Below are 17530 nucleotides of genomic sequence, written 5' to 3' on the forward strand. Positions count from 1 at the left end.
CCGATGTTGGGGACTCCCCCAAGCCGCTGACACTGGGCTCGTTCGGCACAATGGTGACGGGCCCCGCGTAACGCGAATTCGTAGTCCGAGCCTGACGCACCTCGAACGGGCTCACAGCAATCGTCGCCGCCGACCGGCGGCTGAGGAACATTTCAACCAGCCGGACGCTCAGTCGGAGCGGTCGGGGGCTCGTGGGGTCCGAAAATTTGTAGCAATGCGGCTGATAGATTACAGGCAGCCCGAGACTGAAAAGCCGCGTGTAGATCCCTGCCCAACTAGAATGAGCGTGCACCACATCTGGCTGCAATTCCAAGACCGCCTTCCGCAACACCCTCACCCGACGCCATCCGCCCCGCGGGAGCTCGACCGCCACACGGAAAGCGGGCTCAGGGTCGACACCACCCGCGTAGACCAAGAGGTGGTCGACGCCTCGCACCGTTCGAGCGATGGAATCGACACTAGAGCGGACTCCGGCCGAGTAGCACTCTGTAACGTGAAGCACTCGGATATCTGCGTCAGTCATCTTTTTCAATCTTCCCGTCGACTCGACGACAAGCCGCCCCGAAGCGGGCGCGAATCCCCCATCTCATCATCATGAGGCGACGCGCCGGCTTGCCCGCGCAGCTGAACAGCCAAGACCACGCACGCCACGAGGCAGGGCGTAAACCGGCCTAGACTCCAATAGTTAAACCGAACCAATTCCAAGAGCCCAACGAACCCCGTCGCATAAAGAGCCAAGCATCCAAGGTCGCCGCTCTTCATCCGCAGGAAGATCACTCCGGCAATCAATCCGAGCATTGTCCAGTACACGACCATGCCGGCCAGCCCGAGTTCCCCTGCGGTGACTAGCACAGACCCCACGTTGGTGAAGTTTGGATTCGCGAATCCGACGAGTTGACTGAACCACCACATTCCTGGCGCGACCCCGTCGACGGTGGCCGAACCAGCAAGTACAGGGGTGAGCGGGAAGTCCCATAGCGCTGGAGCACTGAAGTACGGGACTCCGGGAACTCTGCTCACATGTTCGTACATCAAACCACTGTTGTTCGCAGCGGTAGCGTAATAGCCAAGCAGCCGATCAACCATGTAGCCGGAGAAGTTCCCGCCGTGGCTCTCCTTAGCGAACTGCCATGAGCGGGTGTATTCGAAAAGCGAGAAGAAAGCCACGAGTGCTGGCACGGCCAGCGCAGGGGCTCGTTTCGCCCACCTACGCGCACTCTGGGACCGAGCAGTCAAGGCCATCATGACCAAAAGAGGCACAGCAATCTCAAGGAGGGCAAGTCGCTCCCCGTACAAGAATGACCGAAGCGCAGCTATCCCGACCAAGAAGCCTATGGACGCTCGTCCTGACTCGCCGAGCCGCCGAAGGATCACCCAGAGGACCGCAGCCAACGGCCCCAGTTGCGTAAGGGTGGTGAGACCAGCGACCGGGACGCTGACGGACTTCAGCGAACTGATCGCGCCCTGCTCCAACGACAGGACGGCCTGCACCTGGGCAAGAGAAGCCCCTTGTAGGGCTGCCACCGCCACCCAGAAGATGTAGCCCAGAAGAGTGGCAAGGTACACAATCCGATACCAGTTGCGCACCGTTCCCACGGACATCGGCGACAACGTCAGAGCAACGCCACCCCGCCCCCTGCCGCCCAAACGAGTTGATGCCCAGAAGGCGCAGAGATAGGCGGAGAAGCCGAGGGTCACTATCGCGAGCATGCGGTAATCGAAATACTTGTACCCCCCCCATAGTGCGGCGAAGGCATCGCCCCCGAGCCCAGCCGTGGGAACAAAGACGAAGACGAAGAAGGCGATGAGAATCGGAGCGGGGTGCAACCACCAGTAGAACGTAAGCGTGATCCCTTCCGCAGAAGCTTGACGCGGGGGCTCCACCGGCCTCGACATCCGCGACGCTCGCCGGGTAACACCCGACTCGAGTTCATTCATCAGACTGCGCCGGCCGCTTCCAACTGGTTCCGTGAGGTCTCAGCACGACGGGCGATGCGACGACTGAGCTGCCACAACAGTAGCGCAGTGAGGGCGTAAGTAATGGCCTCCATATACAGAGCGCCACTTGCTCCCCAGACGGCGCCACCAACGGGGCCCAGCGCGAAACCGCCACAGGCGACGAAGATTCGACGCCGTGTGACTTCCCAAGTAGCACCCTGAGCCCTAAGAAGCACCGCCGGCACCACAGAGAGGAGACTGGCGAATCGGTTTACAGCAGCCGGGAGCAATACAGCCGCGATCAGCGGCCAGAGAGACCCGAACAACGCTTCACCCACATCTGTAGGCAGGAGCTCAAGAAATGTGAACGCTGCACCGAGGGCAATGAACAGCGCAGCAGCCATCCCGACGCCGGCTCTGTCAAGCTGGCGAGGCGTCATGGAGTCTCGACGGCTGACTAGGTCCGCTAAGACCACAGAGCGCATGAATCCTGCAAGAACGCTCGTGAAGCCAAAGACGGTAAGGGCGGAGCGAAAGGACGCCACGGCCAGCGTGTCCGACCACGCCGCCAACGCCACCAGAGTGGCGTATCCGACGGCTGCGCCTAGCAAAGCCTCTGCCGCGAATGCCGAGCTTCTATGGAAAGTGTGAAGGAGCCACGGCCAAGCTTGCCATAATGCCGGGCGTAGCGCGGCGAGGAGCAGGATACCGGTCGTTAGCATCGCAGATGCAGCGGCCCACCCTAGAATCGCAGCGGCCGCCTCCCGGGTATTGACGGCCGCGAGGTAGACGCCGGAGACTTGACCTACCCCCATCGCCACGTCGGCGAGAATCAGCTTGCCCAAGGCATTTTGTTTGATGAAGACGTATCGAGTTGCATCGTAGGCAAGCAGAGTGGGCGCCAGGGCCGCCACTGCCAGAAGCGAACCTCTTATTGAGGATCCCAGCGGGAATGCGGCCGTCGCCAAACAGGCGAGAGCGACGATCGAGCCCACGACCGCTGCGAGACCGACCGCAGCGTTCCCCTGAGAGAACTCGTTGTCGCCAGTTAGCAATAGCGCTTCACCAGTGAAGGCCCGGCTGAGACTCAGGAGGATCAGAAGGGTGGAGAAGACAAGAGCGAATACCCCAAGCTGGCTGCCCTCGAGCGCATGTCCAGCCGCAGCCAACGAGCACAACGTCGTTGCGCTGGCCACGGCCTGTCCCATAATGCCGAGGATCCAGCGGCGGTGGCGCCGACGGGGCGCCACGTCAGCCACCGCCGTGAGCGATTGGTGGCTGGCCTCTCGCGGCTCGCCATGCAAGGAGGCCCTCTAGCCGCCCAACCAAGACAGCGGCGTGGTAATGGAGTTCCTTTTTGGAGCCCGACTTGAGCGCCAGTAACAGCCTTGCTCCGGACCTCGCGATGAGGATGAGCCCATCGGTGAATCCGTAGTGGCGCGCGTACACGAAGCCGGTGCCACGCGCATACGCGCGCCCCCGACGCGCGTCCAACACAGGTGAGGTCGACGGGTCTTCCCACACGACGATCGCCGGGTCGTACCAAATTTCGGCGCTGCTCGTCCGCATACCGCGCAGCAGCAGGTCAGTACCCTCACCGGATCCCCAGCGAGTCGACGAGCCTAGTCCTAGGGCGACGTCGAACAGGCCAACTTTTTCCACGTAATCGCGCGACAAGAACAGGCCAGCCTCAATGGTCGAACGCCACACGTCGCGAACCGTGACACGGAAGGCTTCGGTTCGGAAGGGAATCCGAGATTGAGCGTCAGGCCAGCGAACGATCCCACTGATGGCGATCGGCCCACCCTCGGAGGGCCAGCGACGAGCCGCACGTTCCAGGGCATCGCTGTCGTAGAAGCAATCATCGTCTGGTAGCCCCACAATGTCCCAGGGGAGCGAGAGGCCGCGGATGCCTGCGTTCCGCGCCCGCGAGACTCCTGGGGCGCTTCGGATGACTCGCACCGGCAGGTCAAATCCTTCGCCCAGGTCTCGGCACACGTGGTCATCACTCTGATCCACGAGGACGATCTCAGTAGGGCGAAGCGTCTGCTCCGACAGCGATTGGAGCAAGCGTTTGGTCAACGTCAGGCGGCGACCCAACGTGGGAATGACGATTGACACCCGCGCAGCAGCCATAGCACGGAGCCTCCTGTGCCACCCGATGCGCGGGTGTAGTCGCTAGTAGCCATCCGGCCCTGCGGCGAACACCACAGCGGTCCGGAGGCGAGGGTACCGCGAGGATCCAACGGAATTGAGTGACGCGGCACACTCTGCGCTCAACCCGCCGGCCGGGATCTCCGGGCGCAGTTAACTTGCCGTGCTTCGCTCCCCGAGCTGGGTGTTCGTGCATATGCGTCTGAACCGGCGCCGGGGTCGATCAGCTCTAGAGCCGTGCAGGCCGTCTTTTACTGGCTGGGGAGAATGCTGGGCTCCTTCTCGGTCGTCGACCCCTCGCTCGGAGGAGTTCCGGGCGCCGCCACGGGAGGGCTCGCACCCGAAAGCAGGCTATCGGTGACCGGTTCCGTCGAGCTCGGGCCTACACCCTTCCAGCGGCGGTGTAGGAATGGCCCTGCGTGTCAACAAACCAGCAGAGCGCGCACTCGGTCGGCTACCCCTGTCGTCTCTGCTGCTCGTATGCCAGGGCGGCCGGCGATGTGGCCGAGCTCGGACACCAGCGGGCGCAGCTGCGCGCCCCGGACGAGGGACGCCTCGATCGCGGAGTCGGCCGGCGTGAAGTAGGCGTCCGTCGTCGACGGCATCACGATGGTCCGCGCCCGGATGCTCCGCAGCGCGCCCTCGTAGCCGCCCGGCCTCCCCCGCCCGACGTCGCCGCTCTGCCAGGTACCGATCATCGCCAGCAGGTCGTTCGCATCCAGCGCCGCGTGGTCGGCCGCCCACCCGTCCAGCACGGCCTGCACGTTCGGATAGCCCAGCTCCCGATAAGTGCCGGAATGGAAGAAGTCGCGGGAGTAGGCCCACCCCGCGTACACCCGGCCGAACGCCTCGAGCCCCGCCACCGGCGGCGCGGTGTACCGCCCGCCGTCGAAGGCCGGGTCGACCGTCAGCGCCGCCCGCACTCCCTCGAGGAAGACGAGGTTGTGCGGCGAGCAGCGGGCGGCCCCGCAGATGGGCAGCAGCGCGTCGACGTCGTCCGGATAGCTGACCGCCCACTCATAGGCCTGCATCGCCCCCATAGACCAGCCCAGAACCAGCCGCAGCCGCGCCACCCCGAGCGAGTCCAGTAGCAGCCGCTGCGCCCGCACCTGGTCCCGCACGGTCACCAGCGGGAAGCGCGGGCCGGCCACCTCCTCCGGCGCGTTCGACGGCGACGTCGACACCCCGTTGCCCAGCATGTTCACCACCACGACGAACAGCCGGTCGGTGTCCAGCACCCGCCCCGGGCCGATCCACGGCAGATAGCTCTCGGAGGTGCCCGTGTAGTAGCTGGGCACCAGGACGGCGTTGCCGCCGTCCTCGGCGAGCGTGCCCTGCGTGGCGTAGACGAGCCGGGCGGGCAGGCTCGCGCCGGACTCCAGCGCGAACCTGCCCAGATCGAACGTCTCCGGCATCAGGACCTCTCCGGCATCAGCGCGTCTCCGGCATCAGAAGAACTTGAGGTAGCGCTCGGTCTCCCAGGTGGAGATGTGGTGCTGGTACGAGTCCCACTCGGCGCGCTTGTAGTCGATGAAGGAGTTGTACAGCGCCTCGCCGAAGACTTCGCGGGAGAGCGAGTCGGCCTCGAACTCGTCGATCGCCGTGGCGAGGTCGCGGGGCAGCATCCCCACGCCCAGCTCGGCGACCTGGGCCTCGGTGTAGTCGTACATGTTCTCGGTGTGCGGCGCGCCCGGGTCCAGCTGCTCGCGCACCCCCTCGAGGCCGGCGGCCAGGATCATCGCCGCGCCCAGGTAGGGGTTGCAGCTGATGTCCGCCGCGCGGCACTCCACCCGTCCCCCGGCCAGCGGGATGCGGATCATGTTGGTGCGGTTGTTGTCGCCGTAGCTGACGAACACCGGCGCCCACGTCGAGCCCGACGTCGAGCCACCGCGCACGAGCCGCTTGTAGCTGTTCACCGTCGGGGCGATGACGGCGCTGATCGCCTTCGCGTGCCGCAGCACACCGGCGATGAAGGAGTAGCCGAGCGCCGTGACGCCCACACCCTTGGGGTCCTCCCCCTCGGCGAACAGGTTGACGCCGGTCTCCAGGTCGGCCAGCGACATGTTGAAGTGCGCGCCCGAGCCGGTGCGATCGGCGAACGGCTTGGCCATGAACGAGGCGAAGTAGCCGTGCTTGCGGGCGATCTCGCCGGCCATCATGCGGAAGAACGTCACCCGGTCGGCGCTGGTGAGCGCGTCGGCGTAGTCGAAGTCGATCTCGAACTGCCCCCGGGCGTCCGCGTGGTCGAAGGAGTAGACGTCCCAGCCCAGCTCGTCCATCGCCTCGACGAGCTCGGTCAGCCAGCCGAAGTTGTCCAGCGTCGTCGTCAGGTCGTAGCAGGGCTTGGCCGCCACGTCCCGCTCGGAGACCTCCTCGACGCCGTTCTCGCCGTCCTTGAGCACGAAGAACTCCGTCTCGATGCCCAGGTTGAAGGTGAAGCCCAGCTCGGCCGCCGCGGCGAGCTGGCGCTGCAGGATGTGCCGGGCGCCGGCCTCGAACGGCTTGCCCTCGGTGTAGAGCGTGGAGGGGAAGTAGGCGACCTCCTTCTTCCACGGCAGCTGGAAGCCGCGCTCCAGGTCGGGACGGGCCGACACCTCCTCGTCACTGATGTCCTGCGGCACGCCGTCGACCGCGACACCGGTGAACAGCTCCGAGCCCCCGGCCATGTTCGCCAGGTGCGAGAGCGGGACGACCTTGCCCTTCAGGCGGCCGTGCAGGTCGCTGAAGCCGGCGAGGGCGTAGCGCACGCCGGCCGCCTCCAGACGAGCGCGGACGGCAGCGACGTCCTCAGTGCCGACGGGCGTTCCGGTTCCGAGAGTGGCGATCATGAGATCTCCCTGGACAACGTTTCGATGACTCGTCGAAAGACCGGACCATCGGCATCCGCGTCACCGAGGAGCAGGAGAAGGAGGGGCTGGACAGCGCACTGCACGCCGAGAACGCGTACGAGGACCCCGGCGTCCTGGCGCACCAGCCGCGCGGCCACGCCGAGCAGGAGCACGACCTGGACATCGGTCTCGACGTCAGCCCCGAGCCGGAGCCGGTCCGGCAGGCGTAGCGGACGGCGGCTCGCCGCCGCGTTCCCAGGACAGGGCGCCTCCCCTCCGGGAGGGGCGCGCTGCCTCGCTCTTCGGTGCGTTACCGGCCAGCGTCGGCGTAGATCTCCCGGCGGGCCCCGCAGGAGGAGCACACCTCGTGCACCTGCACGTCGGGGTTCCATAGCGGGTTCAGCCAGGCCGTCCAGGTCCTGACCTTCCTGCTCGTCGCCAGCATCAGCTTTCCGCCGCACAGGGAGCACCGACCCTCGCCCAGGACGGCGCTGGTCCGCTTGCGTCGAGCCGGTTTCACCGGCTCATCGTTCCAGCGCCCATCCGCGGGATGCCGCCCGCCCGCCGAGGCGCACGTCTCCGAGCGGACGCAGCGCCGGGGCGAGGCGCGGAAGAAAGCAGTCATCCGCCGCAGGTCAGCGCAGAAAAGACTGATTCCCCCCGATCCAGGCGTCGAGCCATTGACCCCGTGACGGACCGGGTCTTCACTTCCCCGATGCCTGGGCGGGCCCCGCCCACGAGGGAGGCTCTGTGTCGATCGCGCACCACCGGCTGCTGCCCGCGGTTGCACCGGCGAGGACCGCTCGCTAGTGAGGGCCTCGTTTCCGCGGTACTCGACGGCGCGACGGGCGTGAGCGTGCGCCGGCGCCGGCGCCGGCGCCGGGGCCAGTTGATCGCCGGAGCAACGGTCGCAGCCGTCGCCGGAGCGGTCGTCGTCCTCACCGTGCCGGGCGACGACGACGACATCCGCCGGGCCGCCGATCGTCTCGCCGTCCCTGGGTCCTGGGACCTGGAGGGCGACCGGGTGACCCCGCCGCGGCTCCTGTGCCTCGGCGGGAACCCCTGCCCCAGCGCCCAGCGCACCTGGCGCCCCGGCCAGAACCTCTCCGCCGCCGAGCTCGAGGCCCTCGTCGCTCCGACTGGCTGGGATCTCGCGTGGGACGGCGACTGCACGGTCGACGCCTCGTCCCTCGGACGCCACGAGGTCTGCGCCGGCACCGGCGAGGGAGACGGCTACGCCGTGACCCTGTCGCACTCCGCCTCCCACGAGGACCCCAGCGAGGCCCTCGTCCAGCTCGAGCTCATGCCCCTGCCATGAGCCACACCCATGCCGCGCCCAGGCACCCAAGGAGTGACAGCATGTCCCGCCGTCCCCTCGTCCTCGCCCTGCTGGCCGCCGTGCTCCTCGGCCTCACCGTCACGGCCGCACCGACCAGCAGCGCGGCCGAGGTCGACCGCACCTGCGCCACGGTCGAGGGCATCTTCGCCCGGGGCTCGGGCCAGGATCCGAATGCCGCGGAGTTCCGGGCGTTCGACCGGGAGATCGACGACCGTCTCTCCGGCGCCGTCACCTACGACTCCTACGAACTGGGCACGGAGTCCTACGGCGCAGCCCAGTACAAGGCTGTCGACGTCGAGAACGTCTGGAACGGGAACGCCCTCGGCGCGAAGTTCAGCTCCGGCATGGCGAACGACTACGGCGACAGGGTGAAGGCCGGGGTCGACGAGCTCACGGCCTACCTCACCGCACGAGCGGACACGTGCCGGACGGCGGAGGGGACGAGCACGGTGGCGCTCAGCTGGCTGCCCAGCGACCTCCGGGCCGATCGCTGGGCGGTGGCCGTGAACGGGGTGCCCGTCGGGCTGGCGCCCGGGGATCAGACGCGGGTGGAGATCACCGACGTCGACCGCAGCGAGGACGTCGAGTTGTCCGTCGCGGGGATGACCGCCGAGCACGAGGTCGGCGACGCCGCCAGGACGACGCTGGAGTCCGACGGATCGACCCCCGCCGGTCCGACGACGCCGACAAGCCCGGCGCCCGGCTCTCAGGCGCCACCCGGCCCGACGGCTCCCGCCTCCCCCGGCGCCGACCCGTCGCCGTCCGGCACCACGGCCACGCCGACGAGCCAGCCGGCCGCGGTCGTACCGCCGACGATGAACCGGCCGCGCGCGGCCAAGGGCGGACTCGCCTTCACCGGAGCCGTGGTCTTCCCCGTCCTCGCACTGGGAGCGGCCCTGATCGTCGCCGGCGGGATCGCCTACCGGATCGGACGGCACCGTCGCCTCGGGCAGTGAGGACCTCCGTCGGCGTCCTCCCGTCCGTCGTGGACGGGACGACGCCGGCGGGGCTACGGCTTGGTCGGCCCGGTCCGGTCGCCCGGCGCACCGGCCTTCTTCGGCCGCTTGGCCAGGCCGGCCGCGACGCCGGTCGCGACGACGCCGCCGGTGACGAGCGCGATCATCGCCGGATCCAGCCCCTGCCCACCGCTCCCGCCGCCCTGGGCCGCCTCGGACGGTGCGCCCGGCGTGCCGGTCGCACCGGCGGCGGCCTCCGGCGGCGGCTCGGGCGCAGCCGGCGGAGCAGGGGCGGGAGCCGGCGCCCGCCGGGACGCGAGCAGCGCCGCCGCCTCGACGGCGAACACGTCGCGCACCAGCGGATACGCGGCGTCGCCCGGACAGGTGGTCTGCGACATGTCCCGATGTCCGGCGACCGTCGTCGTCGTCACCGGTGAGCCGGCGGGCCACTTGTTCGAGCCGCGCGAGACGAACGACGTCGTCGCCCCCGGCGCGAGATCCAGCCCGTGGCGCTCGGCCAGGGCGGCGAGCACCGCGATCATCGACCGCTGCGCCTCCGGCGTGGGCGGCTGGGTGCCGTGGTCACCGATGAAGCAGCAGATCTGCGAGAAGCCCTGGTTGCCGCCGGTGGCGCTGGGCTGCACCGGCCCGGTCAGGCTGCCCTCGCGCCCCTCCCACACGACCCCGAAGCGGTCGACGAAGAAGTTGTAGGCGACGTCGGGCCACCCCTTCTGCGGACCGGTGTGGAACTGGTGGAAGCCGCGGATCACCCGCGGCACCTCGTCGGGCCCGTAGCCCCCGCGAGCGCAAGACCTCGCGCACCGGGCCGACCCGGCTCACCGGCTGCCTCCGAGCAGGGCCGCTGGAGGAAAATCCGCTTCGACGACGTCGAAAAACGCGCCGTCATCGAGAGCTCGCCTGGCAGGAGAAGGTCGACAGCGGCCAGATCTGACCCGGCCGTCGGAGCACGGTGACGGACGTGGCGAGGGCGCGCGGCTTCTCAGCGTCGCGGCCTGGCGTGACCGCAGGACACCGCGCCAGGTGTTCGAACGGCAGCACCGCCTCCGCCCCCACGACGACGTCGGCCCGGAGGACGCCGGAAAGGCATCCTCGGCCCCCGCTGCCGGCGCGAGCGAAGCGGGCACTGCGCGAGACCAGCGCGGCCGTCGAGCCGGCCAGACGGTTTCGCGCGGAACATCGACGACACCGCACGAGCCGCTTCGCTGCTCTCATCCTTCACTGCGGTGCCACGCACCTCAGTGACCCCGAGCGACGGGCTGACGAGACCGCTTCGTCCCTACTCTCGCATTCTCGGCATGCCGGCAAAGGGGCGAAGTGAGCATCGATATGGATCCGACCGTGCGTTCGCAGGAGGGCTTCCTCGACGACGCGACCCGGCCGCAGCCTTCCCTGAGTCGCCCCGAAATGCCCCATGGTCCGTTGCCGGAGCTCCCTGTGCGCGGTCGACGGCGGGGCATCTGGAAGCCGCTGGGCGCCGTGTGCGTGCTCCTCCTCGTGCTGACGGGTGGGGGCGTCTGGTGGCTGACCGAGCGGTACGCGGGCCAGGTCGACCGGCTCGGCGACGTGTTCGCCGCGATACCTGAGAGCGGCCGCCCCGCAGCCTCGACGGCGGCCGATGGCGTGCCGGTCACCTTCCTCCTCGTGGGTTCGGACTCGAGGGACGTGGCCGCCGACGGTGCGGCGCCGGGCGCCCGATCGGACGCGATCATGCTCGCGCGGGTCGCGGCGGACCGGGAACACGCGCAGCTGATCTCGATCCCGCGCGACTCGTGGGTGGACATCCCCGGCCACGGCATGAACAAGATCAACGCTTCCTACGCGTTCGGTGGACCGTCCCTGCTCATCCAGACGGTCGAGCAATTCACCGGCGTGCGCATCGACCACTTCGTCGCGATCGACTTCGCCGGCCTCGCCGAGGTCACCGACGCCCTGGGGGGTGTCGACGTCTACGTGGGTCAGCCGACCCAGGCAGGCGGCCACACCTTCGAACAGGGCATGAACCACATCACCGGCGAGGAGGCGCGCTGGTACCTCGGCCAGCGTCACGGCCTGCCCGGCGGCGACTTCGACCGCGTGAAGCGCCAGCAGAACTTCCTCAAGGCGGTGATGGACCAAGCGGTCGGCTCGCAGACGTTCAGCGACCTCGGCACGCTCGATCAGACGCTACGGGCGGTTGCCGGTTCCGTGGCGGCGGACGACGACCTGGGGGTGCGTGACATGGTCGTGCTGGCCCACTCGATGCGGAACATCGCCAAGGACGACGTCGCCTACTTCACCGCTCCCGTCCTGGGTACCGGCCGGGAAGGCGCAGCCAGCGTCGTCTACCTCGACCCTGCGGCCGGCGACCGCATGTGGGGATACCTGATCACCGACTCGCTCGGCGACCACGCGGCGGAGTTCGCCGAGTCAGCACTCGGCGATGCCCCCCGCTGACCCCGACGTCACCCCATCGACGAGTCGAAGGCCGCGGCCGTCCCACCCATCGCACCGACCGACACCGTCGCGGACCACGAGCAGGTCCCGGTAGGGGCATCGCCACGCATGTCGAGCCATCGGACACCGAGGCCCCACCCCTCAGGCAGCAGGAGCCGGGAGGACGACTCGGAAGCCGTCCACGTCCACGTACCCCCGGCCGGGACCTCGACGGGGCCTGAGCCGCCGACGGCTGACGTGACGACGCCCTGCATGATGTTCCCCGGTCCCAGGAGCACGATGTCCATCCGCCGCGGGCCCGTCTCGCAGTTGGTCGCACGTACGGACGTGGGCAGCCAGTAGGTCCCGGCCGGCACGGTCCGCCAGCTGGACCGCAGGCCGGCGACATCCCCCTTGAACGAGGCACCGACCGTCGCCGTCGGCAGGCTCGTCGACGTCGCAGCGATGCCCGTCCCGGCAGGCTGCTCGATTGCTCCGTACTGCCAGTTGCAGCTGCGCGCGCCACCGACCATGCCGTACCAGCGGGCGCCGATGGACTGGCCGGCCGCCAGGATGAGCGGCTCACCACGGTTCTCGACCCACGAGAGCTGGCCACCGTTCGCCGGGACCGCGACTGCGACAGCCCGGTTGGGCTGGCCTGCCCGCCACACGTCGCCCTGGACGAACTTGGCGAGCGCCGTCTGCGTGGGGCTCTCCTGATGGACGAAGAACTCCATCAGGCGCGGCGCCGCCTCGCAGTTGACCGCCCGCAGCCACAGGAGGCGCCACTCCTTGCCCACGGGCACGCCCTGGGACGCCGGGTTGTAGAGCGTTGTCGTGGACGACTCGCTCGCCTGCGGTCGCCGGCTGGACACGGTGCCGGCGCTGGACGCGAAACTCACGGACTGGTTCACGAACCGTCGGTCACTCGCCACCGCGGCCGTGTTGGTCACTGGCCCTGTCGGCACGATGGATCGCGACGGGAGCGAGGCTGCGGAGGACCCGGACGTTCCGTTCGCCACCACGGTGAAGGTGTAGCTCACCCCGCTGGACAGGCCCGACACCACGGTGGGCGAGCCCGGCCCGGTGCTGGTGGCGGCACGGACGCTGCCCCTCCACGCCGTCACGGTGAAGGAGACGGCTCGCGTGTCCGCCGCCGTGAAGGAGACCGCCCCCTGGCCGGGACCGGCAGTGGCGGTCACGCCGGCGGGTACGCCGGGCCGCAGCTCCGACTCCTGGCTCGCCAGCGCCAGGCCACGGTGTCCGCCCCCGCCGGCATCCACCGGAACAGCGGACAGGCCGGACCAGATCAGGGAAGCAGCACAGACGACGGCAGAGGCCCCGTACACGAGTCGGATCGCTCCGCTGAGTCGGTCGCCAGGAACAGCGGACATGCGGCCATGGTGACGACCGTCCGGGTGAATTGCATCGCTGTCATGACCCGGCTCACCCGGAGAGAGGAGGGCTCGGAGCCGGTCATGGCTCCCCGCGACCGGCTAGCTCCGCGAGCACTTCCTCGGTCGGGCCAACGGGATCATCGGGTCAGCTCCACCTCGACGCCCTTGCGCGTTCCCCACGACGTGGACCGGAGAGTCAGCAACGAGTAGACCCTCAGCGGCAGGAGCAACAGCACGTGCATCATCCCGTAGAGGGGCGACAACAGGAATGCCACCAACTGCGAACGGCGCGACCATTCGGCACGCTTGATCGAGAAGACATGCACTGACCGCGCATAGCCGGCGATGACGCACCACACCAGGTAGTCGACGAGGTGCAACTGCCCGGTGAAGATGGGCAGGATGAAGGCGGTGGCGAGCAAGCCGATGCTGAAGCCGGCCCACGACACCGACTCGATCAAGGCCAGCCACCACGCGACGCGGCGGGGGCTGAGGCGCGTGAGCGTCCAGATGGACTCGCGGAAGAAGCTCTTCCCCCACCGGATCTGCTGCCGGATGAAGTGACCGCCGCGTTCAGGAACCGCGGTTCGCGCGATCGCCTTGTGCGCGAGTACCACCTTGCCGTATTGGAGGCTGAGGTTGGTCAGGTGGCGATCGTCCCCGTAGGACGCCGGCTGCCCGAGGAAGGTCTGCTCGAGGAAGTCGTCGACGTGGCGCTCGATGATGTCCGCGCGCCAGAAGGCCGCCGATCCACAGACGCACAGAACAGCGCCGAGGCGGGAGTAGGCGGCCCGCTCGTAGAGGAAGGCGTTGACGTACCGCAGGTCGATCAACTGGGGAAGCAGTCCACGGTCCTGGTTGAGTGCGATCACCGTGCCCGTGGCGGCCGCCACGTCGGGGTCGGTGAAGGCAGCCAGCCCCTCCGCGATGGCATCGGGCTCCAGGACGGTGTCCGAGTCGACGCACACGAAGATGTCGACCTCGTGAGCCAGGGCCTTGAAGGCCTGCCCCATCGCCTCGCGCTTGCCCGCGTTCTCCTGGTAGACGACCCTCGCCTCCGGCCGCTGCGCGGCCCACCATTCGGCCATGATGCGCGCGCTCGGATCCGAGGACCCGTCGTCGACGATCCACACGTCGCTCGGTGCATACGTCTGCGCGTCGATGCTCGCCAGGTTGCGGGCGAGGATGTCCGGATCCTCGTTGTAGATCGGCACGACGACGCACACCCTCCACCCCGGGGGAGCGGCCTTCCAGCGTGGCGCCGGCAGCAGCGACAGGGCGAGCTTTCCGACGAGCAGGACGGCGATGACGATGCCGTAGATGGAGATGCCCGGGATACCCCGCGCCGTCATCCACGTCGCGGCGATGGCAGCGACGCCGCTGAACAGGGCGAGCACCAACCAGGGATTGGCGCCCACGCTCACCTCGGCCTTGCGCGGACCGGTATTGCGTCCCGACGGCGACGGCGGAGGCGGCGGCATCTTGGGCAGACGGATCTGCGCCGTCTCGTAGTCACCGGAGGCCGGCGGACCCCATGGGTCCGTGTCGAACCTGTTCACCGGACCGCGTCGGACGTCACGAACCGGATCGCGCTGCGCCATGGCCATGGGCCACCCCCTGTGGGCCAACGCCGCTAGCTGCGGCGATGCCACATCTTCGGGTGTCTCGAGGACCGCACGCGGGAGGCGGCGGAACGCCTGTGGCAGCTGGGATCACTGCGACCGTCGTGGTTGCTGAAGCGCTCAACCGTCGTCCCTGGGGCCGGCTCACCCCGCGTTCGACGTCCGAGCTCCTGCGCCCCGGTGGGCCCGGCGATCTGCCTCTGCGGCGGCAACCCCTCGTGCCCGTGGGCGCTGCACCCGGGCGTCATCGGCAGCCGAGGCAGAGCTCATGACCACGCGCCGACCGGCGTCGGCGTGATCGGCCGGGACGGCGCGGCTCCCCACTCCGGGTGATCCGGGTCGCGCATCGGTCGAGTTCGCCCCGTCCCATGCCGTTGTCGCGAACATGGACCAGCGAGAGCAGGCTGCGGCCACGCCGCGGCGTGCCGGTCATGTGCTGCTCCTGACGATCGGCCTGGTCGGGCTGTTCGCCACCGGCATCGGGCCACGCCCGGCCGGCGCGGCATGGGACCGGACCTACGACGTCGTCCTCTACAACCTGCCCTACCTCGCCGCCGCGGCCGCGTGCGGAATGGCGGCTCGTCGGGTGCGGACCGAGCGAGTCGCCTGGGCCGCACTCGCCCTCGCCCTCACGCTCGGCGCGGTCGGGAACGCGCTGCGCGTGCTCTCCGCCGGCCTGGAGGGCAACGAACCGTCGTCCTGGTTCTCGCACGTGGTCCTGCTCGCGGCCTATCTGGTCATGTACGTCCCCGTCGTCGCGCTCATCCGCGCCCGGGTAGCCCGCTTCCACCCCAGCATGTGGCTCGACGGCATCGTGGCCGCCCTCGGCAGCCTGTCCGCCGGGGTCGCCTTCGTCCTGGCCCCGTACCTCCGTACGGATCCCGGCGCCACGCCGGTGGCAGCCGTCGACCTCGTGGCACCCATCACGACGGTGCTGCTGATCGCCGTCGTCATGGCCGTCGGCGGCATCCTCGGCATGCGCCTCGACCGCACCGCCGTGCTCCTCGGCGCGGGGCTCGGCCTCACCTGCATCTCCGACCTGGTCCTGTTCGCCCTGAAGGTGCGGGGCACCTACGTCGACGGCGGCCCGCTCGAACTGGGCTGGCTCGTCTCCGTCGTCCTGACCGCCGCAGCCGCAACGGGCGCTGTCGAGCGGCCGGCCCCCGTCGACGCCCTCGACTCCCGGATCGGCTGGCGGCTGCTCGCCGTGCCACTGGCCTGCCTCGTCGCCAGCCTCGTCGTGCTCAGCCCGTGGTGGTCCGGGCACGTGCCCGACGTCGCGGGCTGGCTGGCCATCGCCTGCGTGCTGGCCGGCGTCGTCCGCATCGCCGTGACCTTCCGCGAGGTCCGCGAGTACAACCAGGTCAAGCTCGAGTCGCGCACCGACGAGCTCACCGGGCTCGCCAACCGCCGCGCCCTGCTCGAGCAGGCGCAGCGCGTCGTCACCTCGGCCGGCGAGGAACGGCCCGCCGCTCTCCTGCTGCTCGACCTCGACGGGTTCAAGGAGATCAACGACAGCCTCGGCCACTCCGCCGGCGACGACCTGCTCCGCCAGGTCGGCCCACGGCTGCGCGGCTCCCTGCGCTCCGGCGACGTCCTGGCCCGGCTCGGCGGCGACGAGTTCGCCGTCCTGATGCCGGCCGCGGAATCCGACGAGGCACGCGCGCTCGCCGAGCGGCTGCGCGAGCAGCTGCTCGCGCCGTTCACGGTGGCCGACGTGCGGCTGCACGTCGGCGTCAGCATCGGCGTCGCGACCACGCCGGCACCGGCGGCGACCGTCCAGGAGCTGCTGCACTGCGCCGACGTCGCCATGTACAGCGCCAAGCGCGCCCGCGAGGGGGTCCAGGTCTATGTGCCCGACCCCGTCACGGGCACAGCCGGCAGCGACCGGTTGCACACCATGGAGGAGCTGCGGACCGCTCTCGACGGGGACGAGCTCCGCGTCTTCCTGCAGCCCCAGATGAGCCTGCGGGACGGCCGGGTCGTGGGCGCCGAGGCGCTGGTCCGGTGGGACCACCCCACGCGGGGACTGCTCTCGCCCGCCGAGCTGCTGCCGGCGGCCGAGCAGGCCGGGCTCCTGCGCCCGCTGACCGACCGGGTGCTCGAGCTCGCCCTCGACGCGGCGGCCCGGTGGTGGCCCGAGCGCGAGGTGCCGGTGTCGGTCAACCTCTCGGCGGCCAACGTCACCGACCTCGACCTGGCCGGCAAGGTGGCCGCCGCGCTGCTCCGCCACGGCCTGCCTCCGCGGGCGCTCACGCTGGAGCTCGTCGAGGACACCCTCATGGCCGACCCCGAGCTCGGCCGCACGGTGCTCGCCGACCTGCGCGCCTCGGGCGTCCGCACGTCGATCGACGACTACGGCACCGGCTACAGCTCGCTGGCCTACCTACGGCACCTGCCGGCCGACGAGCTGAAGCTCGACCGCACCCTGACCGCCGACGTCGACCGCGAACCCCGTGCGGCGGCCATCGTGCAGAGCACCGTCGCGCTCGCCCACGCCCTCGGCCTCAGCCTGGTGGCCGAGGGCGTCGAGACGCTGGCGACCAGCGCCACCCTCGCCCGCCTCGGCTGCGACGTGGCCCAGGGGTACGCCGTCGCCCGCCCCATGCCGGTCGACGACTTCCTGGACTGGCTGGACGCCTCGGACTCCGGGCTCGTCGACACGGCGCTCGTCCCCCAGTTCGGCCCGGGCACGGCGCCCGACCGACCCCCGGCGTGATCCCCCGCATCGACGACACGCCGCGGTCAACGAGCACCGTCAGCAGCCGGATGGGGACTATGGGCTGTCTCTTATAACCATCTGACGCTGCCGACGAAAAGTAAAGATGAATCCATGGTGGGCGGAGTATCATTAAAACAAATA

12 protein-coding genes and 1 pseudogene are annotated in these 17530 nt (G+C 69.3%); 4 read left to right on the forward strand and 9 right to left on the reverse strand.

Annotated features, from left to right (window positions below; translation table 11 throughout):
* Positions 1 to 52: 52 nt before the first annotated feature.
* From C5508_RS20660 to glnT, 6 genes and pseudogenes are all read right to left on the reverse strand, one after another.
* Positions 53 to 523, reverse strand: a pseudogene (locus tag C5508_RS20660) (glycosyltransferase); the annotation flags it as partial.
* A gap of 5 nt (positions 524 to 528) precedes the next feature.
* Entirely contained in the window at positions 529 to 1938 is a 1410-nt protein-coding gene (locus C5508_RS03550) for an O-antigen polymerase (RefSeq protein ID WP_157943959.1), read from the reverse strand.
* Positions 1938 to 3146 (reverse strand): MATE family efflux transporter, encoded by a 1209-nt coding sequence (locus tag C5508_RS03555; RefSeq protein WP_157943960.1) that lies wholly within the window; start codon positions 3144 to 3146, stop codon positions 1938 to 1940. Before C5508_RS03555 ends, C5508_RS03550 begins: the two co-directional genes overlap by 1 nt.
* A 43-nt stretch (positions 3147 to 3189) precedes the next feature.
* On the reverse strand, positions 3190 to 4074 hold the full coding sequence (locus C5508_RS03560) for a glycosyltransferase family 2 protein (RefSeq protein WP_104523574.1): 885 nt from the start codon (positions 4072 to 4074) through the stop codon (positions 3190 to 3192).
* 440 nt (positions 4075 to 4514) lie between these two features.
* Complete coding sequence (locus C5508_RS03565; RefSeq protein WP_104523575.1) at positions 4515 to 5507, reverse strand: alpha/beta fold hydrolase; 993 nt, start codon at positions 5505 to 5507, stop codon at positions 4515 to 4517.
* Between the two features lie 33 nt (positions 5508 to 5540).
* Positions 5541 to 6920, reverse strand: coding sequence for a type III glutamate--ammonia ligase (gene glnT / locus C5508_RS03570; protein WP_104523576.1), 1380 nt, complete (start codon positions 6918 to 6920; stop codon positions 5541 to 5543).
* An 850-nt stretch (positions 6921 to 7770) separates the two neighbouring features.
* Between glnT and C5508_RS03575 the strand changes: the two genes are divergently transcribed.
* Entirely contained in the window at positions 7771 to 8238 is a 468-nt protein-coding gene (locus C5508_RS03575) for a hypothetical protein (RefSeq protein ID WP_104523577.1), read from the forward strand.
* Positions 8239 to 8279: 41 nt separating this feature from the next.
* On the forward strand, positions 8280 to 9215 hold the full coding sequence (locus tag C5508_RS03580) for a hypothetical protein (protein ID WP_104523578.1): 936 nt from the start codon (positions 8280 to 8282) through the stop codon (positions 9213 to 9215).
* A gap of 53 nt (positions 9216 to 9268) precedes the next feature.
* Here the strand turns inward: C5508_RS03580 and C5508_RS03585 are convergent, their stop codons facing one another.
* Complete coding sequence (locus C5508_RS03585; protein ID WP_198597841.1) at positions 9269 to 9985, reverse strand: peptidoglycan recognition protein family protein; 717 nt, start codon at positions 9983 to 9985, stop codon at positions 9269 to 9271.
* A gap of 685 nt (positions 9986 to 10670) precedes the next feature.
* On the opposite strand from C5508_RS03585, the gene C5508_RS03590 reads away from it, so the two are divergent.
* The gene (locus C5508_RS03590; RefSeq protein WP_232796893.1) at positions 10671 to 11669 is read left to right on the forward strand and encodes an LCP family protein; all 999 of its coding nucleotides are present in this window, start codon (positions 10671 to 10673) and stop codon (positions 11667 to 11669) included.
* Positions 11670 to 11677: 8 nt separating this feature from the next.
* Here C5508_RS03590 and C5508_RS03595 read toward each other — a convergent pair whose 3' ends face one another.
* Together C5508_RS03595 and C5508_RS03600 are read right to left on the reverse strand one after the other, a co-directional pair.
* Positions 11678 to 12562: a hypothetical protein gene (locus C5508_RS03595; RefSeq protein ID WP_157943962.1), complete on the reverse strand. Its 885-nt coding sequence runs from the start codon at positions 12560 to 12562 to the stop codon at positions 11678 to 11680.
* 620 nt (positions 12563 to 13182) lie between these two features.
* Positions 13183 to 14652, reverse strand: a complete 1470-nt coding sequence (locus tag C5508_RS03600) for a glycosyltransferase (protein WP_104523581.1) — start codon at positions 14650 to 14652, stop codon at positions 13183 to 13185.
* Between the two features lie 400 nt (positions 14653 to 15052).
* Between C5508_RS03600 and C5508_RS03605 the strand changes: the two genes are divergently transcribed.
* Positions 15053 to 17386, forward strand: coding sequence for a putative bifunctional diguanylate cyclase/phosphodiesterase (locus C5508_RS03605; RefSeq protein WP_104523582.1), 2334 nt, complete (start codon positions 15053 to 15055; stop codon positions 17384 to 17386).
* Positions 17387 to 17530: the final 144 nt, after the last annotated feature.

Origin of the sequence: Blastococcus atacamensis (assembly GCF_002938425.1) — a bacterium.
Taxonomy (GTDB): Bacteria; Actinomycetota; Actinomycetes; order Mycobacteriales; family Geodermatophilaceae; genus Blastococcus; species Blastococcus atacamensis.

Coding starts and splice junctions, on each gene's coding strand:
- C5508_RS03550 (WP_157943959.1), bottom strand. CDS start 1,938: ATGAATGAACTCGAGTCGGGTGTTACCCGGCGAGCGTCGCGGATGTCG.
- C5508_RS03600 (WP_104523581.1), bottom strand. CDS start 14,652: ATGGCCATGGCGCAGCGCGATCCGGTTCGTGACGTCCGACGCGGTCCG.
- C5508_RS03580 (WP_104523578.1), top strand. CDS start 8,280: ATGTCCCGCCGTCCCCTCGTCCTCGCCCTGCTGGCCGCCGTGCTCCTC.
- C5508_RS03565 (WP_104523575.1), bottom strand. CDS start 5,507: ATGCCGGAGACGTTCGATCTGGGCAGGTTCGCGCTGGAGTCCGGCGCG.
- C5508_RS03605 (WP_104523582.1), top strand. CDS start 15,053: ATGGACCAGCGAGAGCAGGCTGCGGCCACGCCGCGGCGTGCCGGTCAT.
- C5508_RS03560 (WP_104523574.1), bottom strand. CDS start 4,074: ATGGCTGCTGCGCGGGTGTCAATCGTCATTCCCACGTTGGGTCGCCGC.
- glnT (WP_104523576.1), bottom strand. CDS start 6,920: ATGATCGCCACTCTCGGAACCGGAACGCCCGTCGGCACTGAGGACGTC.
- C5508_RS03555 (WP_157943960.1), bottom strand. CDS start 3,146: ATGGGACAGGCCGTGGCCAGCGCAACGACGTTGTGCTCGTTGGCTGCG.